Raw genomic sequence first — 25,993 nt, forward strand, 5'->3', positions numbered from 1 at the left:
ATGAAAATATAAAAGAGCTTACAGATGTAAATTTACTCTTTAAAAATATTGCAATTAAGAACTTTACTCCTTATTCTGGAAAATTTATAGGAAGAGAAATTGATACTGGAAAATTAAATCTTGATTTAAAATATAATATCAAGAAATCAAACCTTGATGCTAAAAACAGTATTATTATAAGTGATATAAAATTTGGAAATAAAGTAAAAAGTGAAGATTCTGTATCTTTACCTTTAGAGTTAGCAATTGCTTTACTTGAAGATTCAAATGGAATAATAGATTTAGATATTCCAATCTCTGGAAATGTAGATAATCCTGAATTTTCTATCGCACCTATTGTATGGAAAGCATTTACAAACATTATAATAAAAGCAGTAAGTGCTCCATTTAGTTTCTTAGCTTCTCTTTTAGGAATTGAAGCAGACCAAATAAAATCAATAGATTTTCATTTTGCAGATGCAAAAATATTACCATCTGAGAAAGAAGCATTAGATAATATTGCAAAAATTATGGTAAAAAGACCAAATATAGCAATCAAAATAAACCAAACTTATACAAAAGAAGATATAAATAAACTAAAAGAGATAAAAACACAAAAGAAAATAGAAAAAACAATGAAAGAGTTTTCAAAAGGAGATAAATATCAACTGGCATTAGAAAAACTATATCTTTCATATGATAAAAATAAAACCTTAGATAAACTAAAAGAAAAGTTTATTTCAAAAAATAAAGAAAAAAAGATTTTTCAAAAAGAGAAATATTTAATCTATTTAAAAGAGTCTATCTCTTCTAAACAAATTATTAGTCAAAAGACAATAGAAAATTTAGCAATTAATAGAATTAAAAACATTAAACACTATTTAATTAATGAAAAAAATATTAAAGAAAATAGAGTAATTATAAAAAAACTAAAAGAGTCAGTATCAAATAAAAACTTTACAAACTTTGAATTAGAAATAAGTGTAGTAAAATAGAAGTAATATCATATTTACTTATATTAATATAATTATATTGACTTTATTTTGGGTTTTTGATAAGATTTCATAATTTTAATTTTATTATAACTTTTATAAGGATAGATTATGACTAGAGTTTTGTATTTTTTCTTGGCACTATTTATTGTGGCAATCTCTTATGGAGTATATACTCAAGTTACTAAAGAGTCAATCAAATCAAAAAGAGTTGCATGTCAAAATAAAACTACTACTTTTGAACGAATTTATAGTAAACAAAATATTCAAAAAGCAAAAAAACTTTTGTTGACTTCAAACTACGACCTTCATCTTACTATTGACTACTCAAAATATATGCCAAGTAATCTAAAAACAATAATAAACAAAGAAAAACTTGAAACAATGATAAAAGATATTATTAGTAATTATGAAGATACAAATAAATCATCTAAAAATAATTTGCAAATTGATGCGTATCTTTATGAAAATGACAAAGAAGATAAAGGTAAAAAAAGTAAAAAAGCTAAACTATATGCTGGATATATAGTTTTTGAATTTAAATTAAACAATAAAAGTATTTATAAAATACAAACTGATTATATGCATTTAGATGCAAGCGATTTAGAAGATAGAATCAACTGCTCGATAAAATCTTTTGTTTCATTAAAATAGAAGAGATAACTCTTCTATTTATTATGAACATAAATATCTCTAATTGGATAAGGTATTTGAATATTATTACTTTTTAAACTCTCAAATATTGCTAAATTTATTTTATATTGTATTTCAAAATAACTATCAGTTTTAGCCCAATATCTATACTCAATATTTACAGATGAATCTGCAAACTCTTTGATACCAACTTGAGGTTTTGCACTATTAGAGATATACTCTTCAAAATCATCAAATACTTTCAATATTAAGCAGATTGCTTTTTGCATATCACTATCATAAGATACACCAATTGTAGCTTCGACTACTCTATATTCATATGAATTTACAATAACTTCTCCAATAATATATTTATTTGGAACAGTTATTTTTTCTCCATCTTCTGTAAGCAATATTGTATGACCAAGTTTTATCTCTTCTACTATTCCAGATACATCTTGAACAGTAATTGTATTACCCACAATAAAAGGTCTTGTAACAATTATAGATAATCCAGCACCATAATTTGATAATGTTCCTTGCAAAGCAAGTCCTGCACCAAGAGAAGCAGCACCAATACCAGCAATAAATGGAGTTAAAGTAATACCTAATTTTCCAACAGCAATAATTACTGCTCCAATTATAATACTAAATTTCACAATATTAACAATAAACTTAGTAAGGGTAACATCAAGACTATTCTTATTGCAAAGTTTTTCTACGGCTAAAGATAATTTTTTCCCAATAAAAAAACCTAAAATTAATATTATAATAGCTCCAAGAATTTGGAAACTATAATTCATAAAAAACTCTATTAGTAGATTATAAATTTTTTGAATTGACTCAATCTCTTGCTGCATTAATTAGCCTTTATAATTTTATAACTTTTGCACCAAATCCACCACTACTTGGATGTGCATCTTCATAAGCTCTAATTTTTGGGTGCTTATCAAGATATTTTTTAACTGCAGCTGCAAGTTTTCCTGTTCCTATTCCATGATAAACAAGTACTTCATCAAAGCCTGCTATTAAAGAATCAGATAAAAATTTATCTAAATTCTCCAATGCTTCTTCAACTCTTTGTCCATGTAAATCTAACTTTACATGTCCTGTTTCTGGTTTAGCTACTGTTATTGTTGCTTTTGGTTTTACAATAGGTTTTGGAATATTTCCACTTCTTGATAAATCTTTTAATGGAACTTTCATTTTCATTCCTGAATCATTCTCAATAAAAGCTTGTTTTCCTTTTATAGATACAATCACACCTTTTGAAGTTCTATACTTAACTCTATCTCCAACTTTTAAGTCTTCAACTTCTGTGACTTTTTTTGTTTTAATACTAGAAGCTTTTGTATGTGCAGTATTTAAATGTCTATGTCCCTCTTTTGAGATTTTTGCTTTTATTGCTTTTTTAGCTTCTTCTCTTGCATCTTTATACTCTTTATGAAGTTTAGATTTTTCAGAATATATTAATTCATCTAAACTCTCTTTTTGTTCCTTTAGACTCTTTTTAAGTCTTAAAGTATCATCTAACTCTTCATTTAATTTCTGAATCTTTTGTTTATACTCTCTTTCAAGCTCACTACTTCTTTCAATAAGTTCATTTAACTTATCCTTATCTTCGCCATAAACCTCTTTTGCATGTTTAATTATATTATGAGGAATACCGTATCTACTAGCAGTTTCAAAGGCATAAGACTTACCAATTGTTCCATGTAAAAACTCATATGTAGGTCTTTGATTCTCTTCATCATAAAGTGCTGCTATTAGTGTCACATCTTCGTTTGAAGCAAGTAGTGCTGCCAATCTTTTATGGTGAGTTGTAATAATAATCTTTATATCTTTTTTAATTAACTCTTCAATTATTACTTTAAATAAACTTGCTGCCTCATCAGAATCAGTTCCAAGCTCTATTTCATCTACTCCAACTATTGCATTTTTCTTTGAAAAAAGTGTAGAAAACTCTACCATTCTACCTGCAAAAGTTGAAATGTCATTTTTTACACTTTGAGGGTCATCTAAAACAGCCAAAATATTCTTAAAACTTCCAATTTGTGAAGACTTATGAGTATTATATGGAATTAAATATTTAGATAATAAAACAGCTGAAAGTATTGATTTTAACATCATTGTTTTACCTCCAGCATTTACACCAGTAATCATAATAACTGATTTTGAGAAATCAATGGTTATTGGTTTAGCATCATGAAGTGCAGGATGTCTAAAATCAATCAATTTACAACTATTTTTTCTACTTGGTAATAAAAAGTTTCTATCATTTGCTTTTGCAAAAAATAGTCTTGCTTGATAGTGGTCAACCCTATCAAACTCTTTATTTATGAACTTTAAAAACATTAAGTTCTTTTCAAACATTGAAGATATTTGTTTACAAAGTTTTAATAAAACCTCTTCTTGTTTATTGATTAAATCGCTTCTTTTTTGTTTTAATTCACTAACATTATGAGGAACAATATAAAAAAATCCTGAGTTTGATCTATGTATAACTGTTGCCTTTACAACATGATTAAAACCACCTCTTACTAAAATAGCTTCTTGGTCATTTACTAAATGCACTTGTGAATCAACCAAATATGGTTTTAATTTTGATGAATTTATTATTTTATATAAAGCCTGTCTAATTAAATCTTTATTTTTATAAATAGCATTTTGAATATTATCAAAATCCTCATCAACACCCTCTTTTAAATTACCTTTTGAATCAAAATAGCCATCTAATTTCAAAATATCATTTGGAATGATAATCTTATCTATCCATTCTTGTAGTTTTCCATCAAAATTAAATCTTTTCAAATATAAAAAGTATCTTATTATTTTAGTAAACTCATAAATATCATCAAGTTTTAACACACCTTGTTTTTGTATATGAATTAAGGCATTATCTAAATTTGCAACCTCTTTGGGTGCATTTATATCAAACTTTGAAAGCTCTTCTATAAGTTTATAATGTAAGTTAATATCTCCTTCAAGAATTACTGATTTTTTCCGTGAAAAAAGTTCTTGAAAGGATTCAATATAATCTGTTAAGTCTAGTTTTTTTAATATATCTTGCATTTGCGTATTATAGCCAAAGGGCTATAATACTTTTATAAATAAAATTGCCAATATACTAATGCAACAGTAGTAATAGCTAAAATTCCTAAAATATTAAATAATAATCCAAATTTTGCCATATCTTTAACTTTTACAGCACCACTACTCATAGCAATAGCATTTGGAGGAGTAGCAATTGGTAACATAAAAGCGTATGAAGCACAGATTGTAGATACAAATAAAATAAGAGTCATATTTATTTGTGCTGCTTGCCCAAGAGAGTAAATAATTGGTAATGCAATAGATATAAGTGCAGTATTTGAAGTAACTTCTGTTGTAAAAGTAATAAGTGCTGCAACTAATATTATTAATAAAATTATTGGAAGGTTTGTTAATTCTAGTAAATATTGTGCAATCTCATTTGCAAGTCCTGTTGATGAAAAAGCAGCTGCAATAGAGAAACCTGCTCCAAATAAAAATATAATTTCATATGGAACTTTTTTAGTATCTTCCCATGTTAAGAAACCTATTTTAGGCATAAACATCAATAATCCATATCCAAGTAAGATACCTTTTTCATTAAGTCCTAAACCAGAATAATACGGTTCAATTTTAGAATTTATAAAAAGTAATACAACTAAACTACCCATAATATAAAGTAATCTTCTTTGCTCACTAGTAAGATGTTCTCTATCTTCTAAATGTGTATCAAACTTCAAATGTTGCACACCTAATGATAAGAAAAATGGGATAATTGTAAGCATTAATGCAGCTAATGGAGCTGTTAATAAAATCCATTTTACAAAAGGGATTGCTTCCATTGAGTGTTGTTCCATAAAACCTAATAAAATTAAGTTGGGTGGAGTTCCAATAGGTGTAACAATACCACCAATACTTGCACCATATGCAATAGCAAGTACAAGCCTAACTTTTAAATTTAAATCAGTTGTTAAAAACATTGCAATAGGTATTAAAAGTAAAGCTGTTGTTGTATTTGAAATAAGTGAACTTAAAAAAGCTGAAGTAATAGCTAAAGAAAAAATAATTCCTCTTGGCGTATTGGGGAAAATAGTCAATAACTTGTTTGATACATATTTATGTAAATTGGTTTTTTGAGTTGCAATTGCAATCATAAAACCACCAAGAAACAGAAAGATAATTGACTTTGAGTAGTTAGCAGTTGTTGCATTTGTACTCATTATATCAAATGTAGGAAATAAAATAATTGGTAGTAATGATACTACTCCAATTGGTAATCCTTCATTTGTCCATAGAACTACAAGTAGAACTATTAAAGCTAATAAAATTGCGTGTTGTGTAGTAAAAGCAAAACTAGCAAATACAAACATAGCAATAGCTAAAATTAATGCAGTAAGTAGCTGTTTCAAAATATTCCTTTTGTATAAAATTTACTCTTGTTATATTTATTGTAATTATAAAAAACTAAATTACTTTTATATTTCAAAATTTTTTTTGAATAAAATAAAAAATATTACGTAAAGTTACACGAAAAAATTATTTCACATTTTACCTACACAGACACCACATTTTTTATACATTTTTAAGTAACATATGTTCTTTTCAAATACTATTTTTTCTTTGGTCTAAAAGGTTTTATTACCTCTTCATTACACTCTAAATAAGGTCCATGCATTAAATCAATACAATATGGAATTGCAGGAAAAACTGCATCTAAACACTCTCTAATTGATTTTGGTTTACCTGGTAAATTTACAATAAGAGAACTACCTCTTAGCCCTGCTGTTTGTCTTGAAAGAATTGCAGTTGGTACAAATTTTAAAGACTCTGCTCTCATAAGCTCTCCAAATCCTGGCATCATTCTATCGCAAACTGCTTCTGTTGCTTCTGGAGTTACATCTCTTGCAGCTGGTCCTGTTCCTCCAGTTGTTACTACTAAACAACACCCTTGTTCATCTACTAACTCTTTTAAAGTATCTTCTATTGTTTTTTGGTCATCTTCAATACATCTATATACTGGTTCCCATGAAGAGATAAGATAATCATTCATAGTATCTACAATTGCTTTTCCACTAATATCTTCATAAATACCTTTACTCGCTCTATCACTTGCTGTTACTATTCCAATTTTTGCTTTATTGCTCATAATAATCCTTTATATTTTTATAATATATGGCCTGCATCATTTATAAAATAAACTGTTGCAAACTCTTTAAAAAACTCTTTTGCTTCATATGATTGTATTATTTTATCTTTTGCTCCAAGATAAACTTCTATTTTAGTACCCTTTTTTATAAGTTTTTTAAGTTCATCTTTTTTCCACTCATAATTTAATAACTCATCTAGTTGTTCAAAAGTACCTAATTGAAAATATTTTGAAGTATCAATAGTTTTAGGGTAAGAGATATTGTTTAAAAAGTTTTTACAATACTCTTTTGCATCTTTTTTAAAAAACATAAGTTGTATTCTTTTATATTTTTTATCTTTTGTTTGAAAAAATGCAGGAGAAAAAAGTTGTAATAAATCTACTCTTTTTTGAGTATTCAAAGCTTCATTAAATGCTTTTATAGCACCATATGAAAAACCACTAATAGTAAAATCGTTTTTTATTATATAATCGGAAAAAAGTTCATCTTCTTTACTTAAACAAAAACCACTATAATAATTAGAAGTCATTTTCACTAATTACCTCATTTTTAATCATAATATCTTTTAATCTATTAATCTCAATGGCATTATGTGAAAGTTCTGCTCTTAACTCATTTTTTACTCTATTAATAAGCTCATTAGCATCATTTGCCATTTTATATTTTTCTACCATACTTGAAGCAATCTTCATTGCATGTTTTAAATCTTCACTATTTACTGCATATTGTTCTTTTTTAATGACTTCTACACCAATATTACCAGCAAGATATCTTCTAATATTCTCTATTAACTCATTGTAAGAAGGATAAGTTGTTTCAAGTTTTGAAACACCTTCATCAAAAAGAGCAACTTTACTTTTACATACAAATGCCTTACTTGCTTGATAAATAGATAAAATCTCTTTTTGTTTTTCATCTAAAATTTTTGTTTGTTTCTTACCAAATTGAAGTTTATTCTTTGCAATTTCAATATCTTCTTCTTCTAATACTTTAGACTCTCTTTTTATCATATTTAATAATGCTTCATTAACTAAAGTAGCTAATGCAGCAGAAGAGAATCCAGCAGTTGTATCTGCAAGTTTATCTATATCAAACTCAATATTTTTTCCTTTTAAGTAAAGTTCTAAAATATGTTTTCTATCTTCAATATTTGGTAAGCTTAAAAATACTCTTCTATCAAATCTTCCTGCTCTTAATAGTGCATCATCTAAAACATCGATTTTATTTGTTGCTGCAATTACTATAACTCCACTATCACCTTCAAAGCCATCCATTTGAGTTAAAAGTTCATTTAAAGTAGCCTCTCTTTCATCATTTGAAGTACCAGTTCTTTTTTTACCAATAGCATCAATTTCGTCAATAAATACAATAGCAGGAGCACTAGCTTTTGCTTTTATAAAAAGCTCTCTTACTTTTTTTGCACCCATACCAACATATATTTGAACAAAACTTGCTCCACTTTGATAAAAGAATGGAACATCAGCTTCGCCTGCAACAGCTCTTGCGATAAGTGTTTTACCAACACCAGGAGGCCCAACTAAAAGTACACCTTTAGGAAGTTTAACTCCATGAGAGATATATTTTTTTGGAGAATTTAAAAAGTCAACTATCTCTTCTAGTTCTCCTTTTACTTCAGAAATACCAGCAACATCTTTAAAAGAAAGATTTGATGTTACAGCTTTTATATTACTTGAACTATCAATATCTTCTTTTGTTAAAGTATTCTCTTTTTGCTTAGTAAGTTCTTTTTCAAAATCACTAGTTTTAATACCTTTTTTATCAAAAAATTCTCTAATTTTATCTTGTTTCAATTTTAAAAAAATTGCAGTTATTAGTAACAAAAATAAAAAAAGAAGCCCAATGTAATAAGAGCTTCCTTCTATTTGCGTACTACTTTTGTACATTGTATAAATAAACAAAACCAGCAATATGGTTGCTGATAGACTCATAAGTTTTAAATTCTTATCCATCTTTTTATTTGAATTTTGCGACATTTTTATCTTGCCTTCTTTCATAATCATCAAGGAAAATCCAATCTCCAACTAAATCAACACTACTTTCAACCTCTATTTGATTGAAAAATTGATCCAATCCTATATATTTTCCATTTTTCTTCTGTTCTATTAAGACCTCTAAAGTTTGCTTATTGTTTTTTCTAAACTCATAATTTTTATCTTCAATTATAGATGTTAATTCATTATATCTAACTTTGGCAACATCACCTTTTACAATATCTTTCATAGTTGCACTTGGTGTTCCATCTCTTTTTGAGTATGTAAATGCATGAATGTGAGTTAAAGGAAATCTTTTTAAGTTTTCCATAGCTTCTGCCCAAAGTTGATTTGTTTCTCCTGGATGACCTACAATAAAATCAGTTCCTAAAGCATATCCATTTTCTTTTAGAAACTCAAAAAGTTCTAAATCTTTTAAAACTTTATTTCTTCTATTCATTATCTTTAGCATCTCTTTTGAAGTATGTTGAAGTGCAATATGTAAATGCTTTGCCATAAAAGGTTCGTTAATAATCTCTTTAAACTCATCATCAATTTGAATAGGTTCAATACTTCCCATTCTAATTCTTCTAACACCTTTAATTTGTGACATTTTTTTAAGAAGTTTTGCTAAAGAAGTATGTTGTTTTTTTCCATAGCTTCCTACATTTGTTCCAGTTAAAATAAACTCTCCAAAACCATTTGCAGCTAATGTTGTTACTTGTTCTAAAATTTTATCTTCTTTATAACTTCTTGCATCTCCTCTTACATAAGGAATAATACAATAAGAACACCTAAAATCACATCCCTCTTGTATTTTTATAAAAGCTCTACTTTTACCTATAAACTCTTCTACAATTGTATCATCAATATGTTCTAAATCTCCAGCTTGAAAAAATCTCTCTTCTGTTTTTAAAAGTTCATTGATTTTTTCTTTTTCGCTATGACCAAATAAAGAGTCAACTTTATCCTCTTTAAATAAGTTCTCGCCCTTTGTCCATACTCCACATCCTGTAAAAACAACTCTTGGTTTTTTAGGGAGTCTATTTAACTGATTAATATAACCTCTTGCAGTTGAATCTGCACTATTTGTAACTGTACATGAGTTTATAACTACAATATCTGCTTGTTTTTCATCTTTTGTTACTTCAAAATCTTCAAGATTACTCATCATAACTTGTGTATCAAAAACATTTGTTCTACAACCAAAAGTTTTAAAATAAACTTTTGGTTTAGTTTGTGAAAATATCATATAATTTTGCCTTCATCTGGTAAATCTGCTGGTTTTTCTCTTTGTGAATTAAGATTAATACTTTGTGTAGGATAAGCAATATGAATATCATCTTCTGCCATAAATGCTTTTAAAATTTCAGGTGACATTGTGCTTCTAAGCACTAATGCTGCATATGAATTAGTAAGATACCAAGAAGAGATTACTATACCATAAGGCTCTACAAAAGTATAAACTCTTGGTTCAACTCCTGTTGCTCTTAATTGATACTTGCTTCTCATTTTAGATAACTGTTTTCTAGTAATATCAGTATATCCTTTAGAGTAATGTTTTAGTATCTCTTTTGCTATGTGTTGAGCCTTTTTGTGATTTGAATCAAAAGTAATTGTAATATCAATACCATCCCATACTGTTCTTAAACCAGAATGAGTATAGTTTGCAATCATTTCTGAAAATATATAGTTATTTGGAATAAAGAAGATTCTTCCTGTTCTTCTATTTACCATATATGATGTTAAAGTAATATCTTCTCTAATTGTCATCTTAAATAAAGAAATATCAAGTACATCTCCCACAGCTTCAAGACCACCTCTTGTAACTTTAATTCTATCTCCTACTTGAATAGAACCTGAAGTTACAATTACTAACCATCCAAATATAGACATAAACCAATCTTTTAAGGCAATCGCAATACCAGCTGATGCAAAACCTAAGATTGTTACGACATAAGAAACATTATCTATATATGAAAATAAAACAATTAAAACTATAATAAATACAACTAAAAAATTTATTATTTTATTTGTAAGATAATAACTCTCATTTTGAGAAAAATATTTTTTTAATCCTAGTTTTATTAAAAATGTAATAAAAAATAGTAAAAAAACAATAATTAAAATAGTAAATATTTTTTCAATTTGACTTGAAATTTGAGATTTTATCTCTAAAGTTACTTGTTCAACTTTTCTAGTATAAACCTCTTCTGTTGTTGATACTATCTCAAGCACCATAGTGAAATCTTTCTTTTGCTTATCTAAAAAAGCCAAAGTCTCTTTGTATTGAGGTTTTTGGTCTAAATTATAAAGCTCTAAATATAAAAAAACTTTCTCTTCAAGAAGAGTAATAAGTTTTGAAATATCTTTTTCAATAGTAATAAACTCTTTTTTATTATTTTCAAGTTTTTTAATATAAGACAAAGCATTTATTATTCCAAATGGATTTGTTATATCTTCATACTTTTCTACTTCTGGTGGATTTAGTAAACTTCCAATTGGAGAGCCCTTATATTCAGAAATCAACTCTAACTCATTTTGTTTAATTCTAATTTTATTATTTAATTGAGAGTAATGTTCATCTGTTTTACCCTTTTTTTTAGAACTTTGTTTCAAAAGTTCAAGCTCTTTAGAGATTTTTCTATAAGCTAAATAGTTACTATATCGTTTTAATAAAATATTATCTTTTAGTTTTTCATCTAACTCTTCAATTCTCTTTTGCAAAACTTTAATTTGAGCAAGGTCTTGCATACTTCGTTTTTTTAAGGCAGCTTGTCTTTGTGCGATCTCTTGATTTGCTATTTCTTGTGCACTTAACTCTTTATTTGTAGTAGCTTCACTATTATCACTATTTGCAAAACTTAAAATACTTACAAACAATAATATTGTAAAAAGTCTAAATAGAAAGTTTTTTTTCATTAATTAAATACCTTTAAAACTTCAATAACATCCTCTTTTTTTACTTCATCAGTAATTACACATCCTCCAATACTATTTGGAAGAATAAATTTAATTTTATTATCAAGCGACTTTTTATCTAAAAAAAAGTGCTCATAAAAATTTTCTACATCTTTAATTTTGTAAGAAGTTGGTATATCATATTTTTGTAAAAGTTTTTTTATTCTTAAAGCTTCATTTTCTTTCATTAATCCTAATTTAACAGAAAGTTCATTTGCCATAATCATACCAATACCCACAGCTTCTCCATGTAAATAAGTTTTATACTCTGTTTCATTTTCAATTACATGAGCAAATGTATGACCATAATTTAAAGCAGCTCTTATTCCATTCTCTTTCTCATCTTTTATTACCACATCAGCTTTTGTTTGAACAGATTTTTGAATAGCAATTTTAATATTCTCTTCTTGTGTTAAATCATTTTGTTCTAACCATGTAAAAAAGTTTTCATTAAAAGTAACTGCCATTTTTATAATTTCAGCAACACCTGCACTAAACTCTCTTTTTGGAAGTGTTGTTAAAAAGAAAGGGTCAATTAACACAGCTTTTGGTTGATGAAAAGCTCCAATTAAATTTTTCCCATACTTATTATTAATACCTGTTTTCCCACCTACACTTGCATCAACTTGTGAAAGTAAAGTCGTAGGAATTTGAACAAAAGAGATACCTCTTTGATATATTGAAGAAGCAAAACCTGTCATATCACCAATTACTCCACCACCAAATGCTATAAGTAGTGACTTTCTATCTAATCTATGTTCAAAACAGTGATTTAAAATAGAATCAATTGTCTGCATATTTTTATACTCTTCCCCATCAGGAATAGTAACTACACTTAACTGTTTTGCTGTAATTTTTTGTTTTAAGTACTCTAAATGAAATCCACTAACTGTGGGGTTTGTTACTATTACAACTTTAGTGTCATAATATATTTCATTTAATCTGTCAATTGTAATATCATAAGAAGTCTTATCTGGCAAAGTAATGTTAACTATCATATATAAAATCCATTTAGTATAATTTGCTTGATTTTATCTAAAAAGAGCTAATTTTAGCTTTAAAAATATAACTATTTAGGGCATTGTTACACAAAAGTGAGATATTAGCTAAAGCTTAAGAAATTTATGTTATCTTAGAAAAATCTATTTTAACTACAAAAGGTCTTAATATGAAAATTGCAAGCGTAGGAGTCTTTAAAGGTATGAATAGAAAAATGTCAATCTTAAGTATATTTCTTATACTTTTAAGTGTTGGTATTACTGGATATTTTCCTTTAAAAAGTGCAACAACATTAAAAAACCTAAGAGAATTTTTAAATCCCTTTTTAGAGTGGTATTATGTTCTTTTAGTAGCTTTTTTATTGGCTTTTATGATTTGGCTTGGTATGGGAAGATATAGAAATGTTAGACTTGGAGGTGATTTAGAGCAACCAGAGTTTACATTTTTTTCTTGGGTTTCTATGCTTTTTGCAGCAGGAACTGGTGTAGGAATTCTTTTTTGGTCAGTAGCTCAACCAATAATTCAGTTTCAAAACAATCCTTTTACTGGTACGGCTATGACTCCTGAAGCAGCTATAACAGGTATGAGTCTTAGCTTTTTTCATTGGGGTTTAAATGGTTGGGCAATATTCTCTTTTATTGCAATAACTATGGCTTATTTCTCTTTTAGACACGATTATCCTTTAACAATTCGTTCTGCACTCTATCCTATTTTTGGAAGAAAAGTTGATTCTTTTTTAGGTGACTTTGTAGATGTTTTAGCAGTATTTGGTACAGTATTTGGTATTGCAACAACACTAGGTTTAGGAGTTGAGCAAATGAATGCTGGATTGAAAGAAGTAATAGGAATAAACACCTCACTTACATTACAACTAATTGTAATGGCAGTAATTATGATTATTGCTACTGTCTCAGTTGTATCAGGAGTAAGCAAAGGAGTAAAACTACTATCTGTGGGAAATTTCTGGCTAAGTATCGTTGCCCTTGCTTTTTTACTTCTTTTTGGTCCTACTCAATATTTAATAGGTGTAACCATAGAAGCAACAGGTAATTATATTCAAAATATTTTAAGACTTACATTTCATACAAACGTAACCCATGATACAAATTGGCAATCTGTTTGGACAGTATTCTTTTGGGGTTGGTGGATAGCATGGTCTCCTTTTGTAGGAATGTTTATTGCAAGAATTAGTAGAGGAAGAACTTTTGGTGAATTTGTTGCAGGAGTATTACTAACACCTACACTAATTACAATAGTTTGGATTGGATTATTTGGAGGAAGTGCTTTATATGAAGAACTTTTTTTAGGTAAAGATATAGTTTCAGCAGTAAATAATGATGTATCTGCTGCACTTTTTATTATGCTTGATAATTTAGAAGTTGGTTTCTTAGGAGATATTATGTCATTTCTAATGATAATATTAATAGCTACTTATCTAATCACTTCGGCAAATGCAGGAACTTTAGTAATTACAACTATTCTTTCAGCAGGTTCGACTACTCCACCATCTGCACATAGAATTATTTGGGGAGTAATTTTAACTTTACTTACTGGAGTGCTAATAGTAGCTGGAGGTTTAGAAACCTTACAAGCAGCAGTAATTACAGCAGCTTTACCATTTTCAGTTATTATTATGATTATGATTGCAGGACTTATAAAAAGTCTAAGTTTAGAAAATACACCTGCTCGTTCTGGTAATGAAACACTAAGTGTTAGAGAACCATGGATTTTAGATGAAGAAGTGGGAGAAGAACCTACAATTATGAATGAATTTAATCCAAATATAAAAGAACTTGAGGAACCAGAGTATAAATAACTATTTATTTATACTCTTAACATATCAATAAAATTATCAATATATATATCTAAAGAAATAATTGTATTTTTAATATCAGTTTTGGAGAAAGAGAGTACAAAGTAGCCTACAAAGCTACTTAAAATACTCTCTATAAAAATAGTAGAGTTTTTTTTAATTTCATCTTTTTTTATAGCTTCATTCATAAACTTTTCTAAAAACTCATAGTTTTGCTTATACCAATGATTTTGAAAAAGCATAAAAGCACAGTTTGTTCTATAATAAGAAACACCTATTAACTCTTTAAATATCTTTCTATACTCAGAAAATTTACTTTTATAAGAACAAAGAGCTAAAGTTTTTATTTGCTCTTCAATTTTATTTTGTTGTAAAGCTATTTCATATACTTCATTTATATACTCTTTATGTAGTATATTTGCTAATTCTAAAACTATATCTTCTTTATTTTCAAAATATTCATAAATAGTTCCTTTACCAATATTTGCCTCTTTTGCTAAAGCTGATATAGTCAAGTCTTTTATGCCTTCTTGTAAGATTAAACTCTTACAAGAAAAAGCAATTGACTCTCTTTTTTGATGTTTACAAACTTTTATTGCCATATTAATTTTTATTTCTACTTAATTTTGAAACTAATATATAAAATAATGGAATAAATATAATTGCTAAAAATGTTGCTGCAATCATTCCACCAATTACACCAGTTCCTAAAGAATGCCTACTAGCAGCACCTGCTCCACTACTTAATGCTAAAGGTACAACACCTAAAGTAAAAGCAAGAGAAGTCATAATAATAGGTCTTAATCTAATTTTTGCTGCTTGAATAGCAGAATCAACTAAACTTAATCCCTCTTTTTGTTTTTGTAAAGCAAACTCTACAATCAAAATTGCATTTTTAGCAGCAAGTCCAGCTAAAACAAGTAATCCAACTTGGAAATATATATCATTTTCCAATCCTCTTAAGTGTGTAGCTACAATTGCTCCAAAAATAGCAAAAGGAACTGCAAGAAGTACAGAAATAGGCATTAGCCATCTTCCATATTGAGCTGCCAAAATTAAGAATAGTAAAACAATACCAAATATAAATGCTTGTGCACTACTACTTGAAATCTGTTTCTCTTGATAAGCTGTACCAACCCAACTAATTGTATAACCTTGTGGAAGAACCTCTTTTGCCACTTCTTCTATTGCAGTTAATGCATCTCCTGAACTATATCCAAATGCAGGCTGACCTGAAATTTTAGCAGCTTGAAAAAGGTTAAATCTCTCTACAATATCAGCACCAACAATTGGTTTAACAGTAACTAAAGAACTAATAGGTACTAATTGCCCATCTTTTCCTCTAACAAGTACAAACTTAAGATCCTCTACACCTTTTCTATATTCACCTTTTGCTTGTAAATTTACTTTATATGTTCTTCCATATAAGTTAAAGTCATTTACATAGTAGCTACCAAATGTTGCACTTAAAGTATTATATATTTCATCAACTCTAACACCTTTTGCTTTTGCTTTTTTTGTATCCACTAATACTCTATATTGTGGAATATTTGGATTTAAAGAAGTTCTTACACCTTGTAACTCTTCTCTTTGATTTGCTTTTGCAACAATTTCATTTACATATTTACTTAAGTTTTCAATTTTTCCTCCACTTCTATCTTGAACATACATTTCAAATCCACCTGAAATACTCATTCCCATAATAGGAGGAGGTAAAACACCAAAAGTAAATCCATCAGAAGTAGCCATTAATTGTTTATTGAATTTTTGATTTATTACTGTTGCATGTTGCATAGCATTAGGTCTTTCTTCCCAATCATTTAATTTAATAATTGTAGCTGCTGCATGTGTTCTTTGACCAAATGTAACCAAATCTAATCCTGCTAAAGATACTACTTCTTCGACATTTTTATCTTTCATAACAATCTGATTAATTTCATCAGTAAGTTTCTCAGTTCTACTTAAAGAAGCTCCTGGAGGGTTATAACTAAATAAAAAAATCGTACCTTGGTCTTCTTGAGGAACAAGTCCTGTTTTTAAATCTTTTAACATATCATAAGATACAAAAATAAGTCCACCAAAAAGTAATATACTTATAATAGAGTATCTTATTGTTTTTTGAACTAAATATGAATATTTTTGTGTTGCATTATCAAACATATTATTAAACCATTTGAAAAAACCTTTTGGTTTATTATGCACATCTTTTAACATAATAGCACAAAGTGATGGAGTAAGTGTAAGAGCAACAAACCCAGAAATCGCAATAGATACAACAATAGTAATTGCAAATTGTCTATACATTTCACCACTTAATCCACCCATAAAAGCAACAGGAATAAATACAGATGAAAGTACTAAAACAATAGCAATCAATGCACTTGAAACCTCTTTCATAGCTTTAAAAGATGCTTCTTTAGCACTTAAACCTTCACTCATATGCCTTTCAACATTTTCAATAACAATAATAGCATCATCAACAACTATACCAATAGCAAGAACAAGTCCAAAAAGTGTAAGTAAGTTAATACTAAAACCTAAAGCATACATACCTATAAATGCACCAATAATAGAAACAGGTACAGCTAAAACAGGAATAAGTGTCGCTCTCCAGTTTTGTAAAAATAAAAATATGATTGCAATAACTAAAATAATCGCTTCTAAAAATGTTTTTGCAACCTCTTTTATAGATATTTCTACAAACTCTGTACTATCATAAGGTATTTTATACTCTAATCCAGCAGGAAAACTTTTACTTGCTTTTTCAAGTACATCTTCTACTGCATTTGCAGTTTCTAATGCGTTTGCACCACTTTGTAAAAAAATACCAATTGGAATAGCTGGTTTATCATTTAATTTTGTTGTCATATTATAACTTTGTGCACCAAGCTCAATAGTAGCTACATCTTTTAACATTAAAGCACTACCATCTTCATTTGCTCTAATTATAATATCTCCAAACTGCTCTGGAGTACTCATTCTTTCTTGAGTTTGTAAAGTATAAGTAAACATCTGTTTATTTACTATTGGCTCAGCTGCAAACTTACCTGCTGCATATTGTGCATTTTGTTCTTTAATGGCATCAATAACTTCTGCTGTTGTAAGCTTTTGTTTTGCTAATTTTTGTGGGTCTATCCAAACTCTAATAGAGTAGTCTTTAGCACCAAAAATAGTAGCATCACCTACTCCATTAATTCTTTTTAAATCATCAACAATATTAATCAATGCATAATTTGATAAATACTTAATATCATGGGCATTTGAAGGAGAGTGTAACATAGCTACTTGTAGTAAACTAGGTGACCTTTCTCTTACATTTACTCCTTGTCTTTGTACTTGTTCAGGCAGTTTAGACAAGGCTGCTTGCACTCTATTATTTACATCAATTTTTGCATCATTTGGATTTGTTCCAACTTCAAAAAATACATTTATACTAATTGTTCCATTATCAGAAGCAACAGAGTTCATATAAATCATATTTGTTGCACCATTTATTTGCTCTTCAATTGGTGCAGCTACTGTTTTTGCTATTGTTTCAGCACTTGCACCTGGATAAGCAGCAGATACAATAATTTGAGGAGGAATAACTCTTGGATACTGTTCTACTGGCAAATTAATCATAGATACTGTTCCTGTTAGAACAATTATGATTGAAACTACCGCAGAAAAAACCGGATTTTTAATAAAAAATGAAGAAAACATACTATTTTCCTAACACTTGAACTTTTGTATCTGGTCTTACTTTTGCAATATTACTAATTACAACTTTATCATTTACATTTAGTCCTGTTTTTACAACTACTCCACTTTCTAATAAAGTTCCAAGTTTTACTGGTCTTAATTTTGCAATATCATCTTTAACAACATATACAAAATCACCATTTGCAGTCTTTAAAATAGCCTCTTCTGGAATAATATGTACATTTTTAACTGTAATATTGTTTAAACTAATTTTTGTAAATTCACCAACAATTAAGTTATTATCATCATTATTAAACTTTGCTCTTAAAAGTAAAGTATCTGTATCTAAATCTAGTCTTGGAGATATATAATCAATCTCTCCTTTATAAGATTTTCCATGAACATCCAATGTTACATATACTTTTTTACTTCTTACTTGTTCAATAAAACTTACAACATCATTTTTAGTAAGTGAAAATTCAACATGAACTGGATTTATAGAAGTTATAGTAACTAGTAATGAGTTAGAAGCATTTGTTCCAACATAATCACCAATATCACTTTGTTTTATACCAACTACACCACTAATTGGAGCTTCAACCGTTGCATAGTCATACTCGATTTTTGCTTTTTGCAAACTAGCTTTACTACTTTCTAGTTGAGCTTTTGCATCTTGATAAATATATACATATTCATCATATTTTTGAACACTAATTGATTTACTTTTTAAAAGTGCATTTGCTCTTTTATAATCTTTTAGTGATTTATTATAGTTTGCTTGTGCTTTTTTTACATTTGCACTTGCCATATTTAGATTTGTTTTATAAACATCCTCTTCTATTTTATATAGAAGTTGTCCTTTTTTTACATATTGACCTTCTTTAAAAAACTTCTCTTCTAAAGTTCCTGAAACTCTTGCAATTACTTTTACTTCTTCAAAAGGTGTAATAACAGCAGGATACTCTTTTGAAATAGTTGGTGTCTCATTTTTTACTTCAAACACTTTAACAGGAAGTGCTGGTCTTTGTTTTGAAGCTGTTTGTTGCTTAGTTTGTGAATCATCACTGCAAGCAGAGAAACCTAAAACTATCAAAACTACTAAGGGTAAAACTCTTTTTCTCATCTAATATATTCCTTTATATTTTTTCCACTATGATAAATAATATTTGCTTTTTTAACTTCTATATCATATAAAGCACTTTTTAATACACTTATTGCATCATACTTTTCACTAAGTGATTCTAAAAAGGCAACATTATCTATAAGCCCACTTTGATATTTTGACTTAATTACTTCATAAGCACTATTTGCTGCTTTTAATCCAGCTTGTGCTGATTTTATTTTAAGTTTTGCAATTTCATAAGCTTTTTTTGCTAACTTCAAATCTGTATTTGCTCTATTTCTTTCATACTCATATTTTGATTTTGCACTAATATATTTTTTATATCTTGATTCATATCTATTTTTTGTCTCACCAAAAGAAAAAATATTCCATTTTAAATTTACAGAAAATATATTTTGTTCATCATAAGGTGCTTTAAAACTGTTATTATCATAATTCATATCAGTATGAGTATATGTATTATTTAAAGATATTGTTGGCAAATAATCACTTTTTTGTGCACTTGTATCTTCAAATAAAGCTTTTACTTGATACTTTAAAGACTCAATATCTGCTCTATTGCTTTGTTCTATTTGCTCTTTTAAAGGCTCTACAAAAGAACCATCACTAATAGTTACACTTTGTCCTGTAATATACTCTAAATTATGAATTATAGTTTGTAGTTGTAACTCAATTTCATGTAAATTTACATTTGCACTTTGACCTCTTGAGATGATTTTTTGTATCTCATCTTCTGTTGTAGTTCCCGCTTCTAAAAATCTACTCAATCTCTCATATTGTGCTTTTAATTGTTCTATCTCTTTTTTCTTTGCATCTTTTTTTGCTAATAAAGATAAATAATCATAATAATATTTTGTAACATCTAGTGCCAATTGATTTTTTATAGAGACCAAATCCTCTTTTTTACCTTTGATATTCATTTCATAACTTGCATATCTATCATACTTTTTTCCACCATCATATAAAGTATAATCAACAGAAGCATTAACAGAAGTACTATTATCAGGTGTTGAAGCTATCTCTTTATTTGCTTTTGAATAGTTTGCATTGATATTTATACTTGGTAAATAGCTACTTTTTACACTACTATACTCTTTTTTTAATGATTCTAAATCACTTTTATACGAATCGACTAATCTATTTTGAATAGATAAGTTGATTAATTCATCTAAACTTTTTTTATCTTGCTGGAAAGATAACATTAATTTGCTTAATTTTATCTTTCCAGCAAGATTTATTTTTTTAATTATATTTATGCTAAAATTTCCAAATGGAAAAACAACACTTAGATTATTTCTTTAATGAAACAGTAAAAAACAGTAGATATGAACAGTTCGCTTTAGCTCTTCCTATAACTTTAATATATAGAAATTTGTTTAATGAAACAGAACACTATTTAAAAGAAAACTATGACTTAAGTCATTCGGAAATCGATGTATTAGCAGCTTTATATTTTAATGGAAAAACATTATCACCTACAGATTTATACTCTGCTACAGTATTCTCTTCAGGTGGGATGACAAAAGTATTAAAAAAACTTGAACAAAGAGGACTAATATCAAGAATACCTTCTCATGAAGATAAAAGAAGCATGCTTGTATCACTAGAAGAAGAAGGAGAAAAACTTGCTCTTAAATGTATGGATGAGATGGTTGAAAGTCGAAAATACTTCTTTGATGCACTTACAAGTGAAGAGACAAAGATACTAAAAAAAATATTAAAAAAACTGACCTATAAACTCTTTTAAATCTTAAATACTATATTAAAGCAAGCACCTCTATATTCTGTATTATCTACTTTAAACGTATCATTTGTTACTTCAATAATTGCATTATGATGTTCAGTTATGATTTGATGTGTTATAGACAAGCCAATACCAGTACCAACACTTTGATGTTTTGTTGTAAAGTATGGTTCAAATACTTTATCAATATGCTCTTTTTTAATTCCTCCACCACTATCTTTTATACAAAGTATTAGACACTTATCAACTAGTTTTGTACTAATATGTACTAATTTTTTATCATCATTTGATACATTTTCAACAATTGCATCTTTTGAATTATTTAATATATTCATCATAGCTTGAATAAGCTGATTTTGATAACCTTTTATCTCAATATCATCTTTAAACTCTTCAACTATTTTTATATTATTGTTTACATAAGAAGAGTGGATTATACTCAAGGCTTTTTTTACAGTTTCAACTATACTAAAAACCTCTTTTTCATTTGTATCTTTAATAAAATTTCTAAAATCATCTATTGTTTTTGATAAATATTGTGTTTGTTCCATTATATTTGTCATATCATCTAATAAATCTTCAATTTGTATATCTTGTCCAAACTCATTTCTAACTTTTATACTACTTGCAACAGTAGAAATAATATTTAAAGGTTGTCTCCATTGATGAGCAATATTGCCTATCATTTCTCCCATAGAAGCAAGTTTAGCTTGTGATTGAACAATGCTTTGCTCAGTTATATCTTTTGCACTTAAAAGAATAGTTTTCTTATCAGGCAATAAAACCAAAGACATATTAACTCTTACAGCTCTTCCATCTTTTACTAAACAATTTTTTTCAAAGTTTACTTTTGAACCTGTTGACAATACTTCATCAAGAGCTTCTTTTGTTCTTAGCTTATCTTCTAGTGTAGTTAGCTGTATACAAGATTTTTTTAATAGTTCATCTTTTTCATAACCAGTTAGTTTTAAATAAGCATCATTAAATTTTAAAAAATTACTTTTTGTATCCAATAAAGCAAGACCATCTTTTGTATATTTGAAGATAGCTTTAAACTCATCTTTTTGTTTAGTCAATTCTTTTTGAAGCTCTTTTTCTCTTGTTACATCATAAAACCAACCAATTATAGAGTCTTCTTGGTCGAATTTTATATTCATATAAGAAGCAAGTGCCCAAACAGTTTTGTTATTTATATTTAATTCAACTAACTGATTAAATACTTTTTCATTATTATTTATTTTTTTAATTATCTTATCATAATCACTTTTATTTGCATAAAAAGTTTTAGGGTCTTTATCTTCTGCTGAGTTTTGCATAATTAAGCTTGCATAAGTATGATTTGCAAAAACCACTACTCTTCCATTGTTTTTAGCAATTCTAACAGCAATAGGACTCATCTCTAAAAGATATTTTAATCTATTTTCACTCTCTTTTAAGATTGTTCTTGAAAATCTTATTGAAGCAATCATTATATTCATTGTTGTTGCAAGTTCATTTAACTCTTTTGTTGAGTTTTCAGGTAATTTTTCTATAGGAATACCATCATTATCTCTATTATTTAAAGCATCTATCATTTTGGAAATAGGTTTCAAAAGAAAGAAGTGAAATAGTATAAATAAAGAACAAATCAAAACAATAGACATTATTATAGTATTTTTAACAGTATCATAAATTATACCTTGAAGCTCTTTTTTCATATTTTTATTAGATATACAAATACTTATATAACCTAAGTCTTTTTTTAATATAGATTTTATATTAAAATCTTTTTTGTAATAGCAATTTTTTAAAACTTTAGTATGCAAACTATTTTTTATATCAAAATCTACAATTTTTTTGCCTTCTCTTATTTTTCCTGTAATATAAGCCTCTTTACCAATAATTTCTCCCATAATATAATCTTTTACGACAATTGCGTCTATATCTTTATTTTTTATCTCATTTTGTAAAAGATTCGTATATTCATTTACTGCATATGCAGGAATAAGATTTTTAAGATTACTTTTTAAAGTTATAATTGAATTTTTTGAGTTTTCCTTCATCTTTGCAATTAGATTTGTTTTTGTGTTGTTATAATTAAATGTAGCATTAATACTCATAAAAATCACTACTATTAGTACAATACTAATACCAAATGTAAAATACAAAGATTTTTTTGTTTTCATTTTAACTCTTTTATTCCTAATACATTTCTTTTAATAATTAAAAGGTTATCTTCTATATTATCTTTTGAAATAGCAAGTATTGGCATTTGAATATTCTTTTTAACTTTTTTATTATTAAAATAGTTATAAAACTGATTCACTGCTTCTTGTCCCATTAAAAAAGGTTGTTGCATTGCTGAACCAACTAAAGTTTCATCTTGAATCAATTTGATAAACTCTGGTTCTGCATCAAATGTTATTAATAAAACCTCTTTTTGTTTGTCTAATTCATTTATGGCATCTAAGGCACCTTGATACCTATCAGAACCTTGCAACCATACAGCTCTTAAATTTGGATATTTTAAAATAAACTCTTTTGTATAAGAGTATGTTTCTTCTTGTGTCCATGTTATTTGCTGTTTTAAATCAGCTCCTTTAATCCCAGCTTCATTCAATGCTTTTAAAAAGCCTCTTGTTCTTTGTTGTCCATTTAATCTTTTTTGAGGAATAGCAACAATTGCAACAGAGCCATTTTCATATCCTAATTCTTGCATTTTTTTTACTAAAACTTTTCCTATATTATAAGCACCTTTTTTATTATCTGAAGAGATATATGAGATATACTCTCCACTATCTGTTCCTATATCTAAGATAATTACAGGGATTTTTGCTTCTTTTGCTAATTTAAGAATTGTTACACAAGCTGAAGAGTTTGTAGGAGAGACAATTATGCCATCAACATTTTTTTTAATAGCTTTTATTGTATTTTGAAGTTCAATTTTTGCACTATTTGAAGAGCTGTAAACTTCAACATCATAAGAAAACTTTTTAGCTTTATTTTTAACACCTTTACTCATGATTTCCCAAAAAGGTATTCTAATATCTGAGACAATATACACAAGTTTTTTTTCTGAAGCATTTGCTAAAGAAATTACAAAAAACATAAAAATAATAAAAAATCTAAACTTAAACACCCTATTCCCTTTAGTTTTCTTATCAATAATAACATAATAAAAATAATAATTTGTTATAGTTAGAATATTTTAATATAAATAACTAAGAATTTAAAACCTTTTTTGTATAAATTTTTATATATACAATATAAAAAACAATAAAAACTTTAAATATTTAAGCTTTCCTATATAAAATTATAGATTTTTATATAATTTTTTATATATTTACTTGACTTAATATATAAAAAGTTATATAATTTTCAAAACATATAAAAGGAAATATGATGAAAATAATTAGAAAAGTACAAAATCTAAAAGCAAATGGGCACTATGCTTTAGCATTGATAGAAGACAATAGAGTCTATATTTCAGGGCAATTTTCTATTAATCCTAAAACTGGTGAAAAAGAGTTTGGAACAATGCAAGAAGAGCTAAAACAAGTTCTAAATAATATAGAATTAATTCTACAAGAAGCAGGTTCATCTAAACAAAAAGTTTTAAAAGTTAATGTTTATATAAATGACTTGGATGAATGGGGAACAGTTGATAAAATATATAGTGATTTTTTTGCAGAACATACGCCTGCAAGAACTATTACAGCTTTAGCAAAACTTCACTTTGGTTTTAAAGTTGAAATTGATGTTATAGCAGCTTGCTAAAGGAGACTATTATGAAATATATTTGTAGTAAATGTGAGAAAACTGAAGATATAAGAACACACAAAGCAAAGTGTGATTGTGGTGGATTGTGGAAACTACATTTTCATGTACCAAAATTTAATTTAGATTTAGTAGATAAAAACACATGGGGGCTATTTCGATATAGAAAGTTTATGCCCATAATCGACGATAGTTGGGAAGATATTACTTTAGGAGAAGGGATGACTCCCATTATTGAGTTTGATAAAGATGTTTTATTAAAAATGGACTATTTTATGCCAACACTATCTTTTAAAGATAGAGGTGCAGCTATGTTAATATCTCATTGCAAATCAATAGGAGTAGAAAGTGTTGTACAAGATAGTAGTGGAAATGCAGGAAATAGTATCGCTGCATATTGTGCAAAAGCAAATATAAAGTGTGAAATATTTGTACCTAAAGGAACATCTCCTAAAAAAATAGATATGATAAAATCTCATAATGCAAAAGTTACAATAACAGATGGTTCAAGAGATGAATGTGCTGATATTTGTAGACAAAAAGTAGAAAAAGAAAAAGTTTTTTATGCTAATCATGTTTATAATCCATTTTTTTATCAAGGAACAAAAACTTATATTTATGAAGTGTATGAACAACTAAACAGAATTCCTAAAAATATATTTGTACCACTTGGAAATGGAACTTTATTTATAGGTGTGATTAAAGCTTTAGAAGAACTTCTTGAAAGTAAAATAATCAAATCTATGCCAAATATCTATGCAATTCAAAGCCAATACTGCCCTCCTTTTGTAGAAGCTGTAAAAAATAAAGAAACAAAACCTGCAAAAGTAAGTCTAAAACCTACATTAGCAGAAGGTATTGCAATTGGTGTACCAATGCGTGGAGAAGAGATTTTAGAGTATATTTATAAATACAATATCAAAACAATTATTGCACCAGAAGATAAAATAATTGAAAGTAGAAAAATCCTTGCTAAAAAAGGCGTATATTGTGAACATACAACAGCTGCTTCATATGCAGCATATTTAGAGTATTGTAAAACAAATGAGAAACTAAGTGATTGTTTAATCTCTATGTGTGGAGCTGGATTGAAATCTGACCACTAAATAATTTAGCATTTTTTTGATATATTACACTTTGACAA

The 25,993-nt window shown here is 27.5% G+C and carries 21 protein-coding genes; 6 read left to right on the plus strand and 15 right to left on the minus strand.

The window, feature by feature from the left end; genetic code table 11:
• Together CP960_RS01190 and CP960_RS01195 are read left to right on the plus strand one after the other, a co-directional pair.
• Positions 1-974 (plus strand): DUF748 domain-containing protein (locus CP960_RS01190; RefSeq protein ID WP_119184484.1); only part of this gene is annotated, 974 nt, incomplete at its 5' end.
• A gap of 108 nt (positions 975-1,082) precedes the next feature.
• Positions 1,083-1,625 (plus strand): hypothetical protein, encoded by a 543-nt coding sequence (locus CP960_RS01195; protein WP_101183408.1) that lies wholly within the window; start codon positions 1,083-1,085, stop codon positions 1,623-1,625.
• A 14-nt stretch (positions 1,626-1,639) separates the two neighbouring features.
• Here the strand turns inward: CP960_RS01195 and CP960_RS01200 are convergent, their stop codons facing one another.
• The 9 genes from CP960_RS01200 to aroB all read right to left on the minus strand — a co-directional run bounded on the left by CP960_RS01200 (position 1,640) and on the right by aroB (position 12,731).
• Positions 1,640-2,464: a mechanosensitive ion channel family protein gene (locus CP960_RS01200; protein ID WP_101183410.1), complete on the minus strand. Its 825-nt coding sequence runs from the start codon at positions 2,462-2,464 to the stop codon at positions 1,640-1,642.
• A 10-nt stretch (positions 2,465-2,474) separates the two neighbouring features.
• Positions 2,475-4,676 (minus strand): endonuclease MutS2, encoded by a 2,202-nt coding sequence (locus tag CP960_RS01205; protein ID WP_101183412.1) that lies wholly within the window; start codon positions 4,674-4,676, stop codon positions 2,475-2,477.
• A gap of 32 nt (positions 4,677-4,708) precedes the next feature.
• Positions 4,709-6,043 carry an SLC13 family permease gene (locus CP960_RS01210; protein ID WP_101183413.1) on the minus strand — a complete coding sequence of 445 codons (1,335 nt, stop codon included), beginning with the start codon at positions 6,041-6,043 and terminating at the stop codon, positions 4,709-4,711.
• A 200-nt stretch (positions 6,044-6,243) separates the two neighbouring features.
• On the minus strand, positions 6,244-6,780 hold the full coding sequence (gene mog / locus CP960_RS01215; protein WP_101183414.1) for a molybdopterin adenylyltransferase: 537 nt from the start codon (positions 6,778-6,780) through the stop codon (positions 6,244-6,246).
• A 17-nt stretch (positions 6,781-6,797) separates the two neighbouring features.
• Positions 6,798-7,310 carry a pimelyl-ACP methyl ester esterase BioV gene (bioV, locus tag CP960_RS01220; RefSeq protein WP_162919075.1) on the minus strand — a complete coding sequence of 171 codons (513 nt, stop codon included), beginning with the start codon at positions 7,308-7,310 and terminating at the stop codon, positions 6,798-6,800.
• On the minus strand, positions 7,300-8,775 hold the full coding sequence (locus CP960_RS01225) for an AAA family ATPase (protein ID WP_101183480.1): 1,476 nt from the start codon (positions 8,773-8,775) through the stop codon (positions 7,300-7,302). Before CP960_RS01225 ends, bioV begins: the two co-directional genes overlap by 11 nt.
• Complete coding sequence (mtaB, locus tag CP960_RS01230; protein ID WP_101183416.1) at positions 8,756-10,024, minus strand: tRNA (N(6)-L-threonylcarbamoyladenosine(37)-C(2))-methylthiotransferase MtaB; 1,269 nt, start codon at positions 10,022-10,024, stop codon at positions 8,756-8,758. Before mtaB ends, CP960_RS01225 begins: the two co-directional genes overlap by 20 nt.
• Positions 10,021-11,694 carry a mechanosensitive ion channel domain-containing protein gene (locus tag CP960_RS01235; RefSeq protein ID WP_101183417.1) on the minus strand — a complete coding sequence of 558 codons (1,674 nt, stop codon included), beginning with the start codon at positions 11,692-11,694 and terminating at the stop codon, positions 10,021-10,023. The genes mtaB and CP960_RS01235 overlap by 4 nt, the downstream gene beginning before the upstream one ends.
• Complete coding sequence (aroB, locus tag CP960_RS01240) at positions 11,694-12,731, minus strand: 3-dehydroquinate synthase (RefSeq protein WP_101183418.1); 1,038 nt, start codon at positions 12,729-12,731, stop codon at positions 11,694-11,696. Before aroB ends, CP960_RS01235 begins: the two co-directional genes overlap by 1 nt.
• A gap of 170 nt (positions 12,732-12,901) precedes the next feature.
• On the opposite strand from aroB, the gene CP960_RS01245 reads away from it, so the two are divergent.
• Positions 12,902-14,548 carry a BCCT family transporter gene (locus CP960_RS01245; RefSeq protein ID WP_101183419.1) on the plus strand — a complete coding sequence of 549 codons (1,647 nt, stop codon included), beginning with the start codon at positions 12,902-12,904 and terminating at the stop codon, positions 14,546-14,548.
• Between the two features lie 8 nt (positions 14,549-14,556).
• Here CP960_RS01245 and CP960_RS01250 read toward each other — a convergent pair whose 3' ends face one another.
• From CP960_RS01250 to CP960_RS01265, 4 genes are read right to left on the minus strand one after another with little or no spacing between them, the layout of a single operon-like run.
• Complete coding sequence (locus CP960_RS01250; RefSeq protein ID WP_101183420.1) at positions 14,557-15,147, minus strand: TetR/AcrR family transcriptional regulator; 591 nt, start codon at positions 15,145-15,147, stop codon at positions 14,557-14,559.
• Position 15,148: 1 nt separating this feature from the next.
• Positions 15,149-18,247, minus strand: coding sequence for an efflux RND transporter permease subunit (locus CP960_RS01255; RefSeq protein WP_101183421.1), 3,099 nt, complete (start codon positions 18,245-18,247; stop codon positions 15,149-15,151).
• Between the two features lies 1 nt (position 18,248).
• Positions 18,249-19,349 carry an efflux RND transporter periplasmic adaptor subunit gene (locus CP960_RS01260; RefSeq protein ID WP_101183422.1) on the minus strand — a complete coding sequence of 367 codons (1,101 nt, stop codon included), beginning with the start codon at positions 19,347-19,349 and terminating at the stop codon, positions 18,249-18,251.
• A complete protein-coding gene (locus CP960_RS01265) occupies positions 19,346-20,551 on the minus strand; it encodes a TolC family protein (protein ID WP_101183423.1) in 1,206 nt (401 codons plus the stop codon). Before CP960_RS01265 ends, CP960_RS01260 begins: the two co-directional genes overlap by 4 nt.
• A gap of 68 nt (positions 20,552-20,619) precedes the next feature.
• Here CP960_RS01265 and CP960_RS01270 point away from each other — a divergent pair, with 68 nt between their 5' ends.
• Entirely contained in the window at positions 20,620-21,096 is a 477-nt protein-coding gene (locus CP960_RS01270) for a MarR family transcriptional regulator (protein WP_101183424.1), read from the plus strand.
• On the opposite strand, the gene CP960_RS01275 is transcribed toward CP960_RS01270, so the two are convergent.
• Positions 21,093-23,258 carry a sensor histidine kinase gene (locus tag CP960_RS01275; protein ID WP_101183425.1) on the minus strand — a complete coding sequence of 722 codons (2,166 nt, stop codon included), beginning with the start codon at positions 23,256-23,258 and terminating at the stop codon, positions 21,093-21,095. The two genes, CP960_RS01270 and CP960_RS01275, sit on opposite strands and share 4 nt — an antisense overlap.
• Positions 23,255-24,211, minus strand: a complete 957-nt coding sequence (locus CP960_RS01280; RefSeq protein WP_228151974.1) for a substrate-binding domain-containing protein — start codon at positions 24,209-24,211, stop codon at positions 23,255-23,257. The genes CP960_RS01275 and CP960_RS01280 overlap by 4 nt, the downstream gene beginning before the upstream one ends.
• A gap of 263 nt (positions 24,212-24,474) precedes the next feature.
• Here CP960_RS01280 and CP960_RS01285 point away from each other — a divergent pair, with 263 nt between their 5' ends.
• Both CP960_RS01285 and CP960_RS01290 read left to right on the plus strand, forming a co-directional pair.
• Entirely contained in the window at positions 24,475-24,849 is a 375-nt protein-coding gene (locus tag CP960_RS01285; RefSeq protein ID WP_101183426.1) for a RidA family protein, read from the plus strand.
• 11 nt (positions 24,850-24,860) lie between these two features.
• Positions 24,861-25,955, plus strand: coding sequence for a threonine synthase (locus CP960_RS01290; protein ID WP_101183427.1), 1,095 nt, complete (start codon positions 24,861-24,863; stop codon positions 25,953-25,955).
• Positions 25,956-25,993 lie beyond the last annotated feature (38 nt).

The organism is Malaciobacter halophilus, from assembly GCF_002837275.1.
In the GTDB taxonomy this organism is placed as follows: domain Bacteria; phylum Campylobacterota; class Campylobacteria; order Campylobacterales; family Arcobacteraceae; genus Malaciobacter; species Malaciobacter halophilus.

Bases quoted from the DNA above. Each gene is read 5' to 3' on its own strand.
- CP960_RS01290 (WP_101183427.1), top strand. From the start codon at position 24,861: ATGAAATATATTTGTAGTAAATGTGAGAAAACTGAAGATATAAGAACA.
- CP960_RS01235 (WP_101183417.1), bottom strand. From the start codon at position 11,694: ATGAAAAAAAACTTTCTATTTAGACTTTTTACAATATTATTGTTTGTA.
- CP960_RS01225 (WP_101183480.1), bottom strand. From the start codon at position 8,775: ATGTCGCAAAATTCAAATAAAAAGATGGATAAGAATTTAAAACTTATG.
- mtaB (WP_101183416.1), bottom strand. From the start codon at position 10,024: ATGATATTTTCACAAACTAAACCAAAAGTTTATTTTAAAACTTTTGGT.
- CP960_RS01275 (WP_101183425.1), bottom strand. From the start codon at position 23,258: ATGAAAACAAAAAAATCTTTGTATTTTACATTTGGTATTAGTATTGTA.
- CP960_RS01195 (WP_101183408.1), top strand. From the start codon at position 1,083: ATGACTAGAGTTTTGTATTTTTTCTTGGCACTATTTATTGTGGCAATC.
- CP960_RS01250 (WP_101183420.1), bottom strand. From the start codon at position 15,147: ATGGCAATAAAAGTTTGTAAACATCAAAAAAGAGAGTCAATTGCTTTT.
- CP960_RS01255 (WP_101183421.1), bottom strand. From the start codon at position 18,247: ATGTTTTCTTCATTTTTTATTAAAAATCCGGTTTTTTCTGCGGTAGTT.
- CP960_RS01270 (WP_101183424.1), top strand. From the start codon at position 20,620: ATGGAAAAACAACACTTAGATTATTTCTTTAATGAAACAGTAAAAAAC.
- CP960_RS01260 (WP_101183422.1), bottom strand. From the start codon at position 19,349: ATGAGAAAAAGAGTTTTACCCTTAGTAGTTTTGATAGTTTTAGGTTTC.
- CP960_RS01205 (WP_101183412.1), bottom strand. From the start codon at position 4,676: ATGCAAGATATATTAAAAAAACTAGACTTAACAGATTATATTGAATCC.
- CP960_RS01285 (WP_101183426.1), top strand. From the start codon at position 24,475: ATGAAAATAATTAGAAAAGTACAAAATCTAAAAGCAAATGGGCACTAT.
- mog (WP_101183414.1), bottom strand. From the start codon at position 6,780: ATGAGCAATAAAGCAAAAATTGGAATAGTAACAGCAAGTGATAGAGCG.
- CP960_RS01200 (WP_101183410.1), bottom strand. From the start codon at position 2,464: ATGCAGCAAGAGATTGAGTCAATTCAAAAAATTTATAATCTACTAATA.
- CP960_RS01245 (WP_101183419.1), top strand. From the start codon at position 12,902: ATGAAAATTGCAAGCGTAGGAGTCTTTAAAGGTATGAATAGAAAAATG.
- bioV (WP_162919075.1), bottom strand. From the start codon at position 7,310: ATGACTTCTAATTATTATAGTGGTTTTTGTTTAAGTAAAGAAGATGAA.
- aroB (WP_101183418.1), bottom strand. From the start codon at position 12,731: ATGATAGTTAACATTACTTTGCCAGATAAGACTTCTTATGATATTACA.
- CP960_RS01265 (WP_101183423.1), bottom strand. From the start codon at position 20,551: ATGTTATCTTTCCAGCAAGATAAAAAAAGTTTAGATGAATTAATCAAC.